We start from the raw sequence: 13,684 nt of genomic DNA, 5'->3' as shown, positions 1-13,684 counted from the left end.
AAACCCTCAGAGCATGTTGACGGTGACGGGTAGCTCCGCTGCACGAACGAGCCGGTTGCGCAGCGGCAGACCGAATTGCGGCGCTTCGATTTCGAAGATGTCGCCTTCCTTCGTCACGAAACCGTCGGCGCAGGAGAGCGTGGCGGTTCCGAACATATGCACGTGAAGGTCCCCCGGCTGGCGGAACAGCGCATACTTGAAATGGTGGTATTCGAGGTTCGCGATCGTGTGGGACATGTTGGCCTCCCCGGAGAGGAAGGGCTTTTCCCAGACGGTCTTGCCGTCGCGCAGAATGCGTGACGTGCCCTCGACATGATCGGGCAGGGCGCCGACCATCAGCTCCGGGCCAAAGGCCGCCGGCCGGAGCTTGGAATGGGCAAGGTAAAGATAGTTGATCTTTTCGGTGACGTGATCGGAAAATTCGTTGGCAACCGAGAAGCCGATGCGGAAGGGCGTCCCGTCCTCGCCGATGATGTAGTAGCCGGCAAGCTCCGGTTCTTCTCCGCCATCGAGTGCGAAGGAGGGGGAAACGAGGTCTTCGCCGGGCGCCACGGCTTCGACGCCGGTGCCCTTGTAAAACCATTCCGGCTGGACGCCGGTCTCACCCGGCTTCGGCTTGCCGCCTTCGATGCCCATGCGGAACATCTTCATGGAGTCGCTCATGCCCGCGGTATCGGTATGCATGCTGTCGCGCGCCGAGGCGGAGCCGGTGTGGGTGAGGCCCGTACCGGTGAGATACATGTGCGCCGGGTCCGGATGACGGACCGGGCAGTCGAGTTTGCCTTCGGCGGCGAGCGCGGCAAGATCGACCGCATCGCCGGCGCCCTGGCGTTCGATGATCGCAGCAAGCGGAGCCTTGGCGGCGACTGCCGCTTTGGCCAGCTCGTAGGTGGAGGCGAAGCCGGGAACGAGGCGCGCGGCATCACCCTGGCGGCAAATCACGCCGCCAGTCTTCAATTGCGAGAGAAACATAAGCCTATCCTCAGACTGCTTTGTTCTTGTTGTAGACGTCGAAGTAGACAGCCGCGAGGAGCACGAGGCCCTTGATCAGCTGCTGGTAGTCGATGCCGATCCCCATGATCGACATGCCGTTGTTCATGACACCCATGATGAAGGCGCCGATGACCGCACCGGTGATCTTGCCCACGCCGCCGGATGCCGAGGCACCGCCGATGAAGCAGGCCGCGATGACATCGAGTTCGAAGCCGACGCCGGCCTTCGGGGTCGCCGAGTTCAGGCGGGCCGCGATGATCATGCCGGCAAGCGCGGCAAGAACGCCCATGTTGACGAAGGCATAGAAGGTCAGCCGCTCGGTATTGATGCCCGAGAGCTTCGCCGCCTTCTCGTTACCGCCGAGCGCATAGATGCGGCGACCGATGGTCGAGCGGTTGGTGACGAAGGAGTAGAGCGCGATCAGCACGCCCATGACGACCAGCACGTTCGGCAGGCCGCGGTAGGTCGCAAGCTGGAAGCCGAGGAAGAGCGCGACCGCACTGATGATCGCCATCTGCACGATGAAGAAGACGAAAGGTTCGTTCTCGGTGCCGTGCTGCTCGTTGAGACGGCGGTTCTTCAGGCCGGAATAGATCGCGAGAGCGACAAGCGCGAAGACGACGAGCAGGGCCACGTAGTTCTTGATCAGGCTTGTGCCCGGATCGGTGACCGACAGGAAATCCGGAATGAAGCCGGTCGAAAGAAGCGTGAATTCCTTCGGGAACGGGCCGATCGGGCGGCCTCCGAGGGCCACATAGGTCAGGCCACGGAAGACCAGCATGCCGGCGAGCGTCACGATGAAGGACGGGATCTTCTGGTAGGCGACCCAGTAGCCCTGGGCCGCGCCCATAAGGCCGCCAAGCACCAGACACAGCGGCACCACCAGGGAGAAATGCCATCCCCACTTCACCAGCATGATTGCCGATATGCCGCCGATGAAGGCGACGATGGAGCCGACCGAGAGGTCGATGTGACCCGCCACGATGATCAGCAGCATGCCGAGCGCCATGATGACGATGAAGGAGTTCTGCAGCACCAGGTTGGTGATGTTGACGGGCTTGAACAGAACGCCACCGGTCAGGAACTGGAACAGCAGCATGATGACGACGAGCGCCAGCAGAAGGCCGTATTCACGGATGTTGTGACGCAGGTAGTCGCCCACGGAGACCTTGGGGGTTTCGGTTCTTGTTTCGGTGGTCATTTAGTTTTTCTCCCCAGAGCGCATGATGGCACGCATGATGGACTCTTGGCTTGCTTCTCCCTTCGGAAGTTCGGCGACGATGCGGCCCTCGTTCATGACGTAGACGCGGTCGCAGGTGCCGAGCAACTCGGGCATTTCCGACGAGATCATCAGGATGCCTTTGCCCTCGGCGGCAAGCTGGTTGATGATGGTGTAGATTTCGAATTTCGCCCCCACGTCGATGCCGCGGGTCGGCTCGTCGAGGATGAGGACTTCAGGGTTGGTGAACAGCCATTTCGACAGCACGACCTTCTGCTGGTTGCCGCCCGAAAGATTGACGGCTTCCTGGTAGATCGAGTGCGAGCGGATGCGCAGCTTGTTGCGGTAGCCCGAAGCGACCTGCGCTTCCTTGCGCTCGTCGATGACGCCGCTCTTGGAGACATCGCTGAGATTGGCGAGCGTCGTGTTCTTGACGATGTTGTTCTGCAGCACGAGGCCGAGCTGCTTGCGGTCTTCCGTCACGTAGGCGAGACCGGCCTCGATCGCCCGCGGGATCGTGCTGACGTCGACCGGCTTGCCGCGCATCAATACCTCGCCGGTGATCCTGTGGCCCCAGGAGCGGCCGAAGATACTCATGGCGGTCTCGGTGCGGCCGGCGCCCATGAGGCCGGCGATGCCCACGACTTCGCCCGCACGGACGGTCAGGTTGACGTCATGCAGGAACTGCCGGTCGCGGTGGTTCTGGTGGAACACGTTCCAGTTCTTCACCTCGAGCAGCACGTCGCCGATCTTCGGCTCGCGCGGCGGGTAGCGGTCTTCCATGTCGCGGCCGACCATGCCCTTGATGATGCGGTCCTCGCTGATCTCCTGCGTGTGACAGTCGAGGGTCTCGACGGTGGTGCCGTCGCGCAGGATGGTGATCTGGTCGGCGACCTTGCGGATCTCGTTCAGCTTGTGGGAAATGATGATCGAGGTCATGCCCTGCTTGCGGAATTCCATCAGCAGGGTGAGCAGGGCATCGGAGTCGTTTTCGTTGAGCGAGGCCGTCGGCTCGTCGAGGATGAGCAGGCGGACCTTCTTGGAGAGTGCCTTGGCGATCTCGACGAGCTGCTGCTTGCCGACGCCGATGTCGGTGATGCGCGTGCTCGGAGAATCCTTGAGGCCCACCTTCGCAAGAAGCTCTTTGGTCCTTGCAAAGGTCTGCGGCCAGTTGATCACGCCGTTGACGGCCATCTCGTTGCCGAGAAAGATGTTTTCAGCGATCGACAGCAGCGGCACGAGGGCCAGCTCCTGGTGGATGATGATGATGCCCAGTTCCTCGCTGTCGGAAATGGTGCTGAAGTGACGGACCTCGCCGTCGTAATGGATTTCGCCCTCATAGGTGCCGGCAGGATAGACACCGCTCAGGACCTTCATCAAGGTCGACTTGCCGGCGCCGTTTTCGCCGACCAGGGCGTGGATTTCGCCTTCGCGAACCTTGAGGTTGACGTTGTCCAGGGCTTTGACCCCGGGAAACGTCTTGGTGATGCCACGCATCTCGAGAATGATGTTGTCCATGTGCAGAATTCCAGCGCAGGCGGGCGACCAAGGTACAGCCGGCGGCGCGAGCTCCCTCAACGCGTATGATACAAAAACGGGTCCGCGAAAGGTCGCGGACCCGCCATGATCGCAAGGATTAGTTGTCGATCTGCTCGGCCGTGTAGTAGCCGGCGCCGACGAGGACGTCCTTGGCATTGGCCTTGTCGAGTGCGACCGGCTTCAGCAGGTAGGACGGAACGACCTTGACACCGTTGTTGTAGGTCTTCTCGTCGTTGATCTCCGGGGTTTTGCCGCTCATGATGGCATCAACCATCGAAACGGCGACCTTGGCGAGTTCGCGCGTGTCCTTGAAGACGGTCGAATACTGCTCGTCGGTGAGCATCGACTTGATCGAAGGCAGTTCTGCGTCCTGACCGGTTACGATCGGCATCTTCAGGTCGCCGGAGCCGTAGCCGACGCCCTTGAGAGCCGACAGGATGCCGATGGACAGGCCGTCGTAGGGCGACAGAGCGCCGTTCAGCTTGTCTTCGGTGTAGGTCGAGGAGAGCAGGTTTTCCATGCGAGCCTGGGCGACGGTGCCGTCCCAACGCAGGGTGCCGACCTGGTCCATGCCCATCTGGCCGGACTTGATGACGATGTCGCCGCTGTCGATCAGGGGCTGCAGAACCGACATTGCGCCGTCATAGAAGAAGAAGGCGTTGTTGTCGTCCGGAGAACCGCCGAAGAGTTCGACGTTCCACGGCTTGGTGTCCGGGAACTTCGCCTTGAGACCGTCAACGAGGCTGGTCGCCTGGAGAACGCCGACCTGGAAGTTGTCGAAGGTGGCGTAGTAGTCGACGTTGCCCGAGTCACGGATCAGACGGTCATACGCGATGACCTTCACGCCGGAATCGGCAGCCTTCTGCAGGATGTCGGAGAGCGTGGTGCCGTCGATCGCAGCAATGACCAGAACCTTGGCACCCTTGGTTACCATGTTCTCAATCTGGGCGAGCTGGTTCGGGATATCGTCGTCGGCAAACTGCAGGTCCGGGTTGTAGCCGGCTTCCTTGAACAGCTTCTCCATGGTTTCGCCGTCCGAGATCCAGCGGGTCGAGGTCTTGGTCGGCATCGAGATACCAACCATGCCCTTGTCTTCGGCAAAGACGTTGGACGTAAAGGATGCGATGCTGATTGCGACAGACGCAATCAGTGCGCCGAGTTTCTTCATGGTAACCTCCCTGGTCATACCGTACGGCGCCAAGCCCCTCCTGGCGCCGCTGAAACAAGAACGGGTGGCTGGCTTCGCAGCCCCCCAGCTCCGGAGGCGAGTTTTATCGCCCTCGATATATCGATCAAATGATTATTTTGACTTTCTGCATATCATAGTTGATATACAGTTCATGTCCGAAATCCACTTTCAGCGCCTGCAACCGAAGCATTTCAGCCTGATCCGCGTGATCGCGGAGCGCGGGCAGCTCAGTCTCGCTGCCCAGGCGCTGTCGATCACGCAGCCCGCTGCCTCGCGGATGCTTGGGGACATCGAGCGGCTGATCGATGCGCCGGTGTTCGTTCGCACGCCGAAGGGCATGGAGCCGACGGCGGTCGGTCTGGCGCTCGCGCGGCGGGCGCGAACACTGCTGGAGGAGATGGACGAAGCGATCCGCGAGGTCGATGCGATCAAGCGCGGCCTGCGCGGCACTGTGCGTGCCGGTGCCGTCACCGGTGGGGCCGTGGGCTTCATCGTGCCCGCCATCCAGGCGCTCAAGGCGGAGGCGGCGGCAGCCGACATCCATGTCGACGTCGCCTCCAGCGACGCCCTGATCGGCGACCTCCTGTCGGGCCAGCTCGACTTCGCGCTCGGGCGTATTCCGGCAGGGATCGATGCGCGTCAGTTCGACATTCTCGACGCGCGCGTGGAGGAGGTGAACCTCCTCGTGCACGAGAGCCATCCACTGGCCTACGCCAATGATCTGTCGCCGGCCGACATCGTGCATTTTGCATGGGTGATGCAGGCGCCGGGCGCGCCGGTGCGGCAGGCGGTGGAAGCGATGTTCATCGAATCCGGCGTGCAGATTCCCTCCAACATCGTCAACACGACCTCGCTGCTGGTTATGATCGCCATGCTTGCGTCCTCGAACGCCATCGCGCCCATGTCGCGGGAGGTGTCCGATCTCCTGTGCGGCAGCACCGGTACCGGCCTCTGCAAGCTCGACATCCGCGTGCCGATCGTGGTGGCGCCCTACCACCTCCTGACGGTCAAGCGGACGCAGATGACGCCGGTGGCGGCGCGGCTACGCGATCTCGTCATGCAGGAGCTCCACGCCACCCCCCGGTGGTCCGGCAGCCGATAGAGGCCAGCGTTAAGCCGGAGTGAAGCCGCCGAGCCTGTCCGCGAGCGTTGCGATGGTTGCGGCGTCGGCATTGGCGAAGGCAAAACGCAGGTAGGCTTCCTGACGCTCGCCGAAATAGGCGCCCGGCAGGCACAACACGCCGGCCTTCCTCGCAAGCATCTCCGCCACCTCGGCGGATGTCAGATCGCCGAAGGGGTGGCGGATGAAGGCGAAATAGGCGCCGAGCGAGTCCATCTTCCATGCGGGAAGGCGCGCCATCACGGCGCGGAGCGCGGCCGTCCGGGCGAGGATTTCGGTACGGTTGGCGTTTCGCCATTGCTTCAGCGCCGGAATGGCCCTCGCGACGGCGGCCTGCGGCGCGCGCGGCGCGCAGATCTGCAGATTGTCCATGACCTTGGCGATCTCGGCGACCGTGCGTTCGCCGGCGGTGACGGCGCCGAGCCGGTGGCCGGGAATGCAGAACGACTTGGAGAAAGAATAGAGAAGGACGAGGTTTTCTTCCCATCCCGCCACCGACAGCAGGTCGTGTGGCCGTTCACCCGCCGGCAGGAAATCTCGATAGGTCTCGTCGAGAATGAGCCAGGCGCCGGCCGCACGGCAGAGTTCGAAGATGTCTTTTAGCAGTGGGCCGGGATAGACGGCGCCGGTCGGGTTGTTCGGGGTGACGAGGGCGATCGCCTTCACGCCCCGGGCGAGGACCTCGCGGACACGTTCCAGGCGCGGCACGAAGCCGTCGGCGGCGTCGAGCGGCAGCAGTTCGCGCCCGATGCCGAGCATCGCGAGCGTCGTCTCCTGATTGAAATAGAAGGGGTCGGTCAGCGCCACCCGGTCGCCGGCGCCGGCGATAGCCATCACGGCCGCCATGAAGGCCTGATTGCAGCCGGAGGTGATATGGATGTTCGCGGCGGTGACGGGCGCGCCATAGATTTCAGCCATCTCCGCGGCATAGGCATCGCGCAGCGCATCCTCGCCCTCGATCGGCCCGTAGCCGGCGCAGGCCTTCGAGGCCGCAGCCTCGCCAAGCCAGGCGAGCATGTCGGGATGCGGCGGATAGCCGGGGACGGCCTGCGAGAGGTCGATCAGTGGTCCCGATGCGCCGTCATACGCGCGGCCCCAGGCGAAGACCGAAGGAACCGGCGGCGGAGACAGCCGGGATACGAGCGGATTGAAGGGGGCGGAGGGCATGGTTCGTCGTCTTTCCAGTTTGCTTATCGCTTCTCGCTCTTGCGGCGGGGCTTGGTGGCAAGTGCGGCGCGCGGGAGGGACCGCGTTGAAAACGTGCCGAGCGGATCGGATTGTGCGGGCGCGGCACGCGGCGCGCGGCTGCGGATGAGGTGGCGGGCCGAGGTGCTCGGGCGGGAGCGCCGCTCGCTTTCGATGGTCGCGAACATCCAGTCGATGAAGACCTTGGCTATCGGGGCCGAACGCACCTCGTTGCGGCAGGTGACGTAAAAGGCGTCGGAGGCAGGGACCGAGAGGTCGAAGGGAATGACGAGTTCACCCGAGGCGATGAGGCTGCTTGCGGTGATATTGTCGCCGAGCGCGATGCCCTGGCCATGACGGGCCGCTTCCGTCGAGAGCCGTGCGTCGCTCATGAAGTGCTCCCTGAGCCGCGGCATGTCGAGCTGATCGGCGGCGGCAAGCCAGGTGTTCCATTCGCGTCCGTCGTCGCCGTGCAGCAGGACGTGGTCGCGCAGATCGCGGACTGAGCGCAGAGGCCGGCTGTTGAGAAGGGTCGGGCTCGCAACGGGGAAGAGTTCGAGGCTGCTCCACAGCCGCGCCCAGCAGTCACGCCAGCCGCCCGGCCCGTAGAGGATGGCGACGTCAATCTCCGGCGATTGCACGAGCGCGGCGTCGTTGCTGGAGGTCAGCGTCAGGCTGATCTCCGGATACTGCTCGCTGAAGGACCCCATGCGCGGGATCAGCCAGAGCGAGAGCAAGGCGGGGACGCAGGAGACGCGCAGGTTGCCGCTGGTCGAGGGGCGGTTGACCAGAGCGGTCGCGGCGGCGATGCCTTCGAAGGCGGAGGAGACGGCAGGCAGCAGCAGCGCGCCCTGCGGCGTCAGCTTGAGCCTGTTGCCGCCGCGTTCGAACAGGCTCGCCTTCAGGCTTTCCTCAAGCGTCCTGATCTGGTGGCTGACTGCGCCGTGGGTCACCTTCAGTTCGCGGGCGGCGGCGGAAATCGAGCCGAGCCTTGCGGCGGCCTCGAAGGCGCGGAGCGGATTGAGCGGTGGCAGGCGCGCGGTCATGGGCTCGATGCTTGTGAATTTTTCTCACATGGATTGCTATTACATCGTCAATTGCATTTCCATCCCTTTTGCAGGGATAATGCTCAACATTGAGGCAGAGCCGAAGAATGCCCTTTTGAAAGTCATATCGTGGCCAGGCCGCGGACCCGCTTTCGAAACGGCGAAGAAAGGAACGACGAGATGGCGTGGGATCCGGCGAAACTCGAAGCGCTCAGGGCGAAATACGGTGGCGACGGGGCTGGCGAGATTTTCGATCCGAAGTTCGCCAAGGTCGGTGCCAAGATCTTTTCGAACGGCACCCGCGCGGCTCCCTATGCCGGCGTGCCGACCTTCCTCAGCGCCCCGCATCGACAGGTCGACCCGCAGGCCCCGGATTTCGGCGACCTGCAGGTGGCGATCGTCGGCGTGCCGATGGATCTCGGCGTCACCAACCGTCCGGGATCGCGGTTCGGGCCGCGGGCCCTGCGCAGCATTGACCGCATCGGTCCCTACAACCATGTTCTCGACTGCGCGCCGGTCTTCGACCTCAAGGTGGCGGACATCGGCGACGTGCCGTTTTCCAGCCGCTATCGGCTGGAGCTCAGCCACGAGGACATTGAACGCTATCTCTCGAAGATCGTCGACGCCGGCGTGCTGCCGCTCTCGGTCGGCGGCGATCATTCGATCACCCAGTCGATCCTGAAGCCCATCGCCCGCAAGCACGGTCCGGTCGGGCTCGTGCACATCGACGCCCATTGCGATACCGGCGGGCCGTTCGACCAGTCGAAGTTCCATCATGGCGGCCCGTTCCGCAACGCGGTTCTCGACGGCACGCTCGATCCGACCCGCACGATCCAGATCGGCATCCGCGGCTCGGCGGAGTATCTCTGGGAGTTCTCCTACGAGTCCGGGATGACCGTGATCCATGCCGAAGAGATCACCGGCCTCGGCATGCCGGCGATCATCGAGAAGACCAGGAAGATCATCGGCGACGGCCCGACCTATCTCTCCTTCGACATCGACAGCCTCGATCCCTCCATCGCCCCGGGAACGGGCACGCCCGAGGTCGGCGGGCTCACCTCGCGCGAGGTGCTCGAGCTCATTCGCGGGCTGAAGGGAATGAACCTCGTCGGCGGCGACGTGGTGGAGGTGGCGCCGCAATACGATGCGACCCACAACACGGCCCATGCCGGGGCGCAGGTTCTCTTCGAAATCCTGAGCCTGATGGTCTTCAGCCCGGCCGTCGTGAGGCGCTGAGCCGAAAGCAGGAAACCAGGCGGGCTTGCGCGAAAACGCATCCCGGCTTCAACTGAGTGATGACAACCAAGAGCCACATAAAGGGAACAAAGCCATGACGAAATTTCTGCAGACTTCGATCAGCCGCCGCGGCGTGCTGGCCGGCTCGATCGCCGGTGCGGGCATGCTTGCGATGCCCTCCATCCTCAAGGCCCAGGACAAGTCGCTGAAGGTCGGCGTCTACGGCGGCTACTTCAAGGACTCCTTCGACAAGAACATCTTCCCTGATTTCACCAAGGCGACCGGTATCGCAATCGAATCCGTCGCCGAGCCGACCGGGGAAGCCTGGCTCGTGCAGCTCGAGCAGGCCGCCAAGGCGGGCCAGGCGCCCGCCGACGTCTCGATGATGTCGCAGGTCGCGATGCTGAAAGGTCAGGCGACCGATCTCTGGGCGCCGCTTGATCTCGGCAAGATCAAGAACGTCTCGAACCTCGTCGACCACTTCGTCAACAAGTATCCGGACGGCCGGGTCGCTGGCCTCGGTGCCGTCGCCTGGTACATCACGCTGGTCACCAACACGGACGTCTACAAGGAACCGCCGACATCCTGGGCGGCCCTCTGGGATCCGGCGAATGAGGACAAGCTCGGCCTGCTCGCGCTCGTCTCCAACTCCTTCCTGCTGGAGGTGACGGCGAAAACCTATTTCGGCGGCACCAACGCGCTCGACACCGAGGAAGGCATCCTGAAGGTGTTCGACAAGCTCGCCGAGGTGAAGCCGAACGTCCGCCTGTGGTATCGCGACGAGGCGCAGTTCGAGCAGGCGCTGAAGTCGGGCGAGATCCCGATGGGGCAGTACTATCACGACGTGACGGGTCTTGCCGCCTCGGAAGGCCACCCGGTCCGCTCCACCTTCCCGAAGGAAGGCGGCATTCTCGACTCCGGCTGCTGGGCGCTGTCGCGCGCTTCCGAAAAGTCGGAGGAGGCCCATGTCTTCATCGACTACATGTGCCAGCCCTCGATCCAGGCGACGCTGTCGCGCAAAGTCGGTACCGCGCCGACGGTCAAGCGCGACCTGCTCGACCTGACGGCGGAGGAGTTCGCCGCGGTCTCCTCGGACATCGATCCGGTCATCCCGCGTTATGACCTCTACCAGACCAAGTCGGACTGGCTGAACCAGAAGTGGACCGAACTGATCGTCGGCTGACTTGGCGGGAGCTACGGCTGTCAACAAGACTGCCCCTCACCCTGACCCTCTCCCCGCAAGCGGGGCGAGGGGAGGCTGGAGTGCCGAGTGCCGCTCCTTTCCTTCTCCCCGCCTGCGGGGAGAAGGTGCCCGGCAGGGCGGATGAGGGGCTGTCGCCTCGATCAGAGTCTTCTGCTTGAGCGTGCCACCGGATTGCGACACAATTCGCCAGCGCAATGATATCCCGTGGCGGAAGGGCCATGTGCCCAGACCTTATTTGACTTCGGAGACATGATGTCCGGACTATCTCTCAACGGTGTCACCAAGCAATTCGGCCCCTTCACGGCCGTGGACGATGTGGCGCTCACCGTTCCGCACGGAACATTCGTCTGCATGCTCGGGCCATCCGGCTGCGGCAAGACGACCTTGCTCCGGATGATTGCCGGGCTCGACACGCCGACGAGCGGTGCGATCGTGCTCGACGGCGAGGACATCACCGGCGTGCCAACGCACAAGCGCAATCTCGGCATGGTGTTCCAGTCGCTGGCGCTCTTTCCGCACCTGACCGTCGGCGAGAACATCGCCTATCCGCTGAGGATCCGCGGCGTCGCCCGCGAGGCGCAGGCGAGGCGGGTCGAGGAACTCCTGTCGCTGATCCACCTGCCGGGCTATGCCGACAGGCCGGTGAACAAGCTTTCCGGCGGCCAGCGCCAGCGTGTGGCGATCGCCCGGGCGCTGGCGATCTCGCCAAAACTCTTCCTGCTCGACGAGCCGCTTTCGGCGCTCGATGCCAAGCTGCGCGAGGCGATGCAGGTCGAACTGCGCAAGCTGCAGCAACAGCTCGGCATCACCACCATCGTCGTCACCCACGACCAGCGCGAGGCGATGACCATGGCCGACACCGTGGTGGTGATGAACGGCGGCAAGATCCGCCAGGCCGCGAGCCCGATCGAGATCTACCGGAAGCCGGCGGACCGCTTCGTCGCCGATTTCATCGGCTCGACCAATCTCTTGCCGCTCACGGTCGACGGCGGTCGCACGCTCGTCCTCGGCCAGCCGGTCGAAGGCATTGCCGCGCCGGGCCAGACCGCCTGCAGCCTCTCCGTCCGTCCGGAGGACATCCATTTGTCGGCGCCGGGTGCTGGCCGGCTTTCCGGCCGCGTCACCTTTATCCGCGATCTCGGCGGCACCATCGAGACCTTCGTGGACGTCCGCGGCACCGAACTCATCGCCGTCTCGACGCCACGCGAGCGGCCGGCGGTCAGCGTCGGACAGGAGGTCGGCGTGATCATCGATCCGCAGACGGCCGTGGTGCTTGCCGCATGAGACGCGAACCGCCCCAGAAGGCGCTCGACTATGCGCCGCTTATCTTTCCGGCGGGGATGCTGATCCTCTTCTTCGTCATCCCGTTCGGGACGATGATCGCGGTCAGCTTCTTCCAGCGCCAGCAGGGCGGCTTCTACGAGCCAGCCTTCGTCTTCGACAACTATGCACGGTTCCTTTCCGCCTTCTTCGGCGGCGTGCTCGGCTTCTCGCTGCTGCTCGCGATCACGGTTGCCGTGGTCTGCGTCGTGCTCGGACTGCCCTTCACCTACCTGCTCTCGCGCATGTCGCGGAAGGTGCAGGTGGTCTGGCTGGTGGCGCTCTTGTCGATCCTGTCGCTCTCCGAGGTCATCATCGGCTTCGCCTGGTCGACGTTGCTCTCACGGACCGCGGGGATATCGAACCTTCTCGTCATGCTCGGGATCATGGCAAAGCCGGTGGCGTTGATGCCGAATTTCGGGGCGGTGCTGACGGGCATGGTCTACCAGGCGCTGCCCTATACCGTGCTCGTCCTCTATCCGGCCCTGGTGCGTCTCGACCCGACGCTGACGGAAGCGGCGCGCACGCTCGGTGCCTCGCCGGTGAGGGCCTTCCTGACCGTCGTCGTGCCGGCGCTTCGCAACACCGTCATCGCCACGCTGATCATGGTCTTCATCTTCGCGCTCGGCTGCTATCTGTTGCCGCAGATCCTCGGCCGACCGCAGCACTGGACGCTTTCCGTGCTCATCACCGACCAGGCGATCTACCAGTCGAACATGCCGTTCGCCGCTGCGATGGCGGTGTTCCTGGTGCTGGTGACGCTCGGCATGGTGACGCTGACGCTAATCGTCGGACGCAAGGGAGAGGCCGCATGAGCCGCAATCTGACACGTCTCTATTTCGTCCTCGTCGCGATCTTCCTCGCCATGCCGATCATGGTGGTCGCCGGGGTGTCGGTGAACGAGAAGCAGAGCCTCACCTTCCCGCCGCAGGGATTTTCGCTTTCCTGGTACAGCGCGATCTTCACTGATCCGGGCTGGCGGGCGGCCTTGTTCTCGTCGTTGCTGCTGGCGCTCGCCTCGGCGGCGCTCGCGGTCGCCATCGCCCTGCCACTCTCCTGGTTCCTGTGGCGACGGATCGCGCCGTGGGCGAATATCTTCCGGGTTCTCGGGATTGCCCCCTTCACGCTGCCGCCGGTGATCACCGCGCTCGGGCTCCTGACCTTCTGGGCGGGGACGGGCTTCTACGGCCAGCCGTGGACGGCGGTCATCGGGCACGCGATCTTCTTCGTGACCCTGCCGCTGGTGACCCTTTCTCTCGGGTTTTCGGCGATCGACCGGTCGCTGGTCGAGGCGGCGGCGACCATGGGGGCCGACGACCGGACGGTGTTCCGGACCGTCGTCCTGCCGCTCATCCGGCCGTATCTGGTCTCCGGCTACGCCTTCGCCTTCGTGCTGTCGCTCAACGAGTACATCGTCGCCTACATGACGGTCGGCTTCACCATGGAGACGCTGCCGATCAAGATCTTCAACGCGCTGCGCTACGGTTATACGCCGGTGATGGCCTCCGTCACCGTGCTCTTCGTCGCGGCGGCGGCGCTGATCTTCGGGCTGGTGGCACGTTTCGGCGACCTGCCGAAGTTGCTCGGTGCCATGGCCGCCGACGACCGTTGATCGTCGGCGGCAATCGCCCCG

At 63.9% G+C, this 13,684-nt stretch carries 12 protein-coding genes; 6 read left to right on the top strand and 6 right to left on the bottom strand.

Annotated features, from left to right (window positions below):
• Positions 1–6: 6 nt before the first annotated feature.
• The 4 genes from araD1 to chvE all read right to left on the bottom strand — a co-directional run bounded on the left by araD1 (position 7) and on the right by chvE (position 4,919).
• Complete coding sequence (gene araD1 / locus NHF53_RS18800; RefSeq protein WP_252835567.1) at positions 7–972, bottom strand: AraD1 family protein; 966 nt, start codon at positions 970–972, stop codon at positions 7–9.
• 10 nt (positions 973–982) lie between these two features.
• Complete coding sequence (mmsB, locus tag NHF53_RS18795; RefSeq protein WP_114365154.1) at positions 983–2,194, bottom strand: multiple monosaccharide ABC transporter permease; 1,212 nt, start codon at positions 2,192–2,194, stop codon at positions 983–985.
• A complete protein-coding gene (gene mmsA, locus NHF53_RS18790) occupies positions 2,195–3,730 on the bottom strand; it encodes a multiple monosaccharide ABC transporter ATP-binding protein (protein ID WP_114365153.1) in 1,536 nt (511 codons plus the stop codon). It lies immediately after the preceding gene.
• 118 nt (positions 3,731–3,848) lie between these two features.
• Positions 3,849–4,919 carry a multiple monosaccharide ABC transporter substrate-binding protein gene (chvE, locus tag NHF53_RS18785; protein WP_114365152.1) on the bottom strand — a complete coding sequence of 357 codons (1,071 nt, stop codon included), beginning with the start codon at positions 4,917–4,919 and terminating at the stop codon, positions 3,849–3,851.
• A gap of 172 nt (positions 4,920–5,091) precedes the next feature.
• Between chvE and NHF53_RS18780 the strand changes: the two genes are divergently transcribed.
• Positions 5,092–6,042 carry a LysR family transcriptional regulator gene (locus NHF53_RS18780; protein WP_252835566.1) on the top strand — a complete coding sequence of 317 codons (951 nt, stop codon included), beginning with the start codon at positions 5,092–5,094 and terminating at the stop codon, positions 6,040–6,042.
• 9 nt (positions 6,043–6,051) lie between these two features.
• Here the strand turns inward: NHF53_RS18780 and NHF53_RS18775 are convergent, their stop codons facing one another.
• Both NHF53_RS18775 and NHF53_RS18770 read right to left on the bottom strand, forming a co-directional pair.
• Entirely contained in the window at positions 6,052–7,227 is a 1,176-nt protein-coding gene (locus tag NHF53_RS18775) for an aminotransferase (RefSeq protein WP_252835565.1), read from the bottom strand.
• Between the two features lie 23 nt (positions 7,228–7,250).
• Positions 7,251–8,291 (bottom strand): LysR substrate-binding domain-containing protein, encoded by a 1,041-nt coding sequence (locus NHF53_RS18770; RefSeq protein WP_252835564.1) that lies wholly within the window; start codon positions 8,289–8,291, stop codon positions 7,251–7,253.
• 180 nt (positions 8,292–8,471) lie between these two features.
• Here NHF53_RS18770 and speB point away from each other — a divergent pair, with 180 nt between their 5' ends.
• The 5 genes from speB to NHF53_RS18745 all read left to right on the top strand — a co-directional run bounded on the left by speB (position 8,472) and on the right by NHF53_RS18745 (position 13,663).
• On the top strand, positions 8,472–9,527 hold the full coding sequence (speB, locus tag NHF53_RS18765; RefSeq protein ID WP_114365148.1) for an agmatinase: 1,056 nt from the start codon (positions 8,472–8,474) through the stop codon (positions 9,525–9,527).
• A 94-nt stretch (positions 9,528–9,621) separates the two neighbouring features.
• On the top strand, positions 9,622–10,710 hold the full coding sequence (locus NHF53_RS18760; protein ID WP_252835563.1) for a PotD/PotF family extracellular solute-binding protein: 1,089 nt from the start codon (positions 9,622–9,624) through the stop codon (positions 10,708–10,710).
• Positions 10,711–10,983: 273 nt separating this feature from the next.
• Positions 10,984–12,015, top strand: coding sequence for an ABC transporter ATP-binding protein (locus NHF53_RS18755; RefSeq protein WP_252835562.1), 1,032 nt, complete (start codon positions 10,984–10,986; stop codon positions 12,013–12,015).
• On the top strand, positions 12,012–12,866 hold the full coding sequence (locus NHF53_RS18750) for an ABC transporter permease (RefSeq protein WP_252835561.1): 855 nt from the start codon (positions 12,012–12,014) through the stop codon (positions 12,864–12,866). The genes NHF53_RS18755 and NHF53_RS18750 overlap by 4 nt, the downstream gene beginning before the upstream one ends.
• Positions 12,863–13,663 carry an ABC transporter permease gene (locus NHF53_RS18745; RefSeq protein ID WP_252835560.1) on the top strand — a complete coding sequence of 267 codons (801 nt, stop codon included), beginning with the start codon at positions 12,863–12,865 and terminating at the stop codon, positions 13,661–13,663. Before NHF53_RS18750 ends, NHF53_RS18745 begins: the two co-directional genes overlap by 4 nt.
• Positions 13,664–13,684: the final 21 nt, after the last annotated feature.

This window comes from Ciceribacter sp. RN22 (genome assembly GCF_024054295.1).
Lineage (GTDB): Bacteria > Pseudomonadota > Alphaproteobacteria > Rhizobiales > Rhizobiaceae > Allorhizobium > Allorhizobium lividum.
This window is presented reverse-complemented; position numbering and strand designations above follow the sequence as displayed.

Coding starts and splice junctions, on each gene's coding strand:
- araD1 (WP_252835567.1), bottom strand. CDS start 972: ATGTTTCTCTCGCAATTGAAGACTGGCGGCGTGATTTGCCGCCAGGGT.
- mmsB (WP_114365154.1), bottom strand. CDS start 2,194: ATGACCACCGAAACAAGAACCGAAACCCCCAAGGTCTCCGTGGGCGAC.
- mmsA (WP_114365153.1), bottom strand. CDS start 3,730: ATGGACAACATCATTCTCGAGATGCGTGGCATCACCAAGACGTTTCCC.
- chvE (WP_114365152.1), bottom strand. CDS start 4,919: ATGAAGAAACTCGGCGCACTGATTGCGTCTGTCGCAATCAGCATCGCA.
- NHF53_RS18780 (WP_252835566.1), top strand. CDS start 5,092: ATGTCCGAAATCCACTTTCAGCGCCTGCAACCGAAGCATTTCAGCCTG.
- NHF53_RS18775 (WP_252835565.1), bottom strand. CDS start 7,227: ATGCCCTCCGCCCCCTTCAATCCGCTCGTATCCCGGCTGTCTCCGCCG.
- NHF53_RS18770 (WP_252835564.1), bottom strand. CDS start 8,291: ATGACCGCGCGCCTGCCACCGCTCAATCCGCTCCGCGCCTTCGAGGCC.
- speB (WP_114365148.1), top strand. CDS start 8,472: ATGGCGTGGGATCCGGCGAAACTCGAAGCGCTCAGGGCGAAATACGGT.
- NHF53_RS18760 (WP_252835563.1), top strand. CDS start 9,622: ATGACGAAATTTCTGCAGACTTCGATCAGCCGCCGCGGCGTGCTGGCC.
- NHF53_RS18755 (WP_252835562.1), top strand. CDS start 10,984: ATGTCCGGACTATCTCTCAACGGTGTCACCAAGCAATTCGGCCCCTTC.
- NHF53_RS18750 (WP_252835561.1), top strand. CDS start 12,012: ATGAGACGCGAACCGCCCCAGAAGGCGCTCGACTATGCGCCGCTTATC.
- NHF53_RS18745 (WP_252835560.1), top strand. CDS start 12,863: ATGAGCCGCAATCTGACACGTCTCTATTTCGTCCTCGTCGCGATCTTC.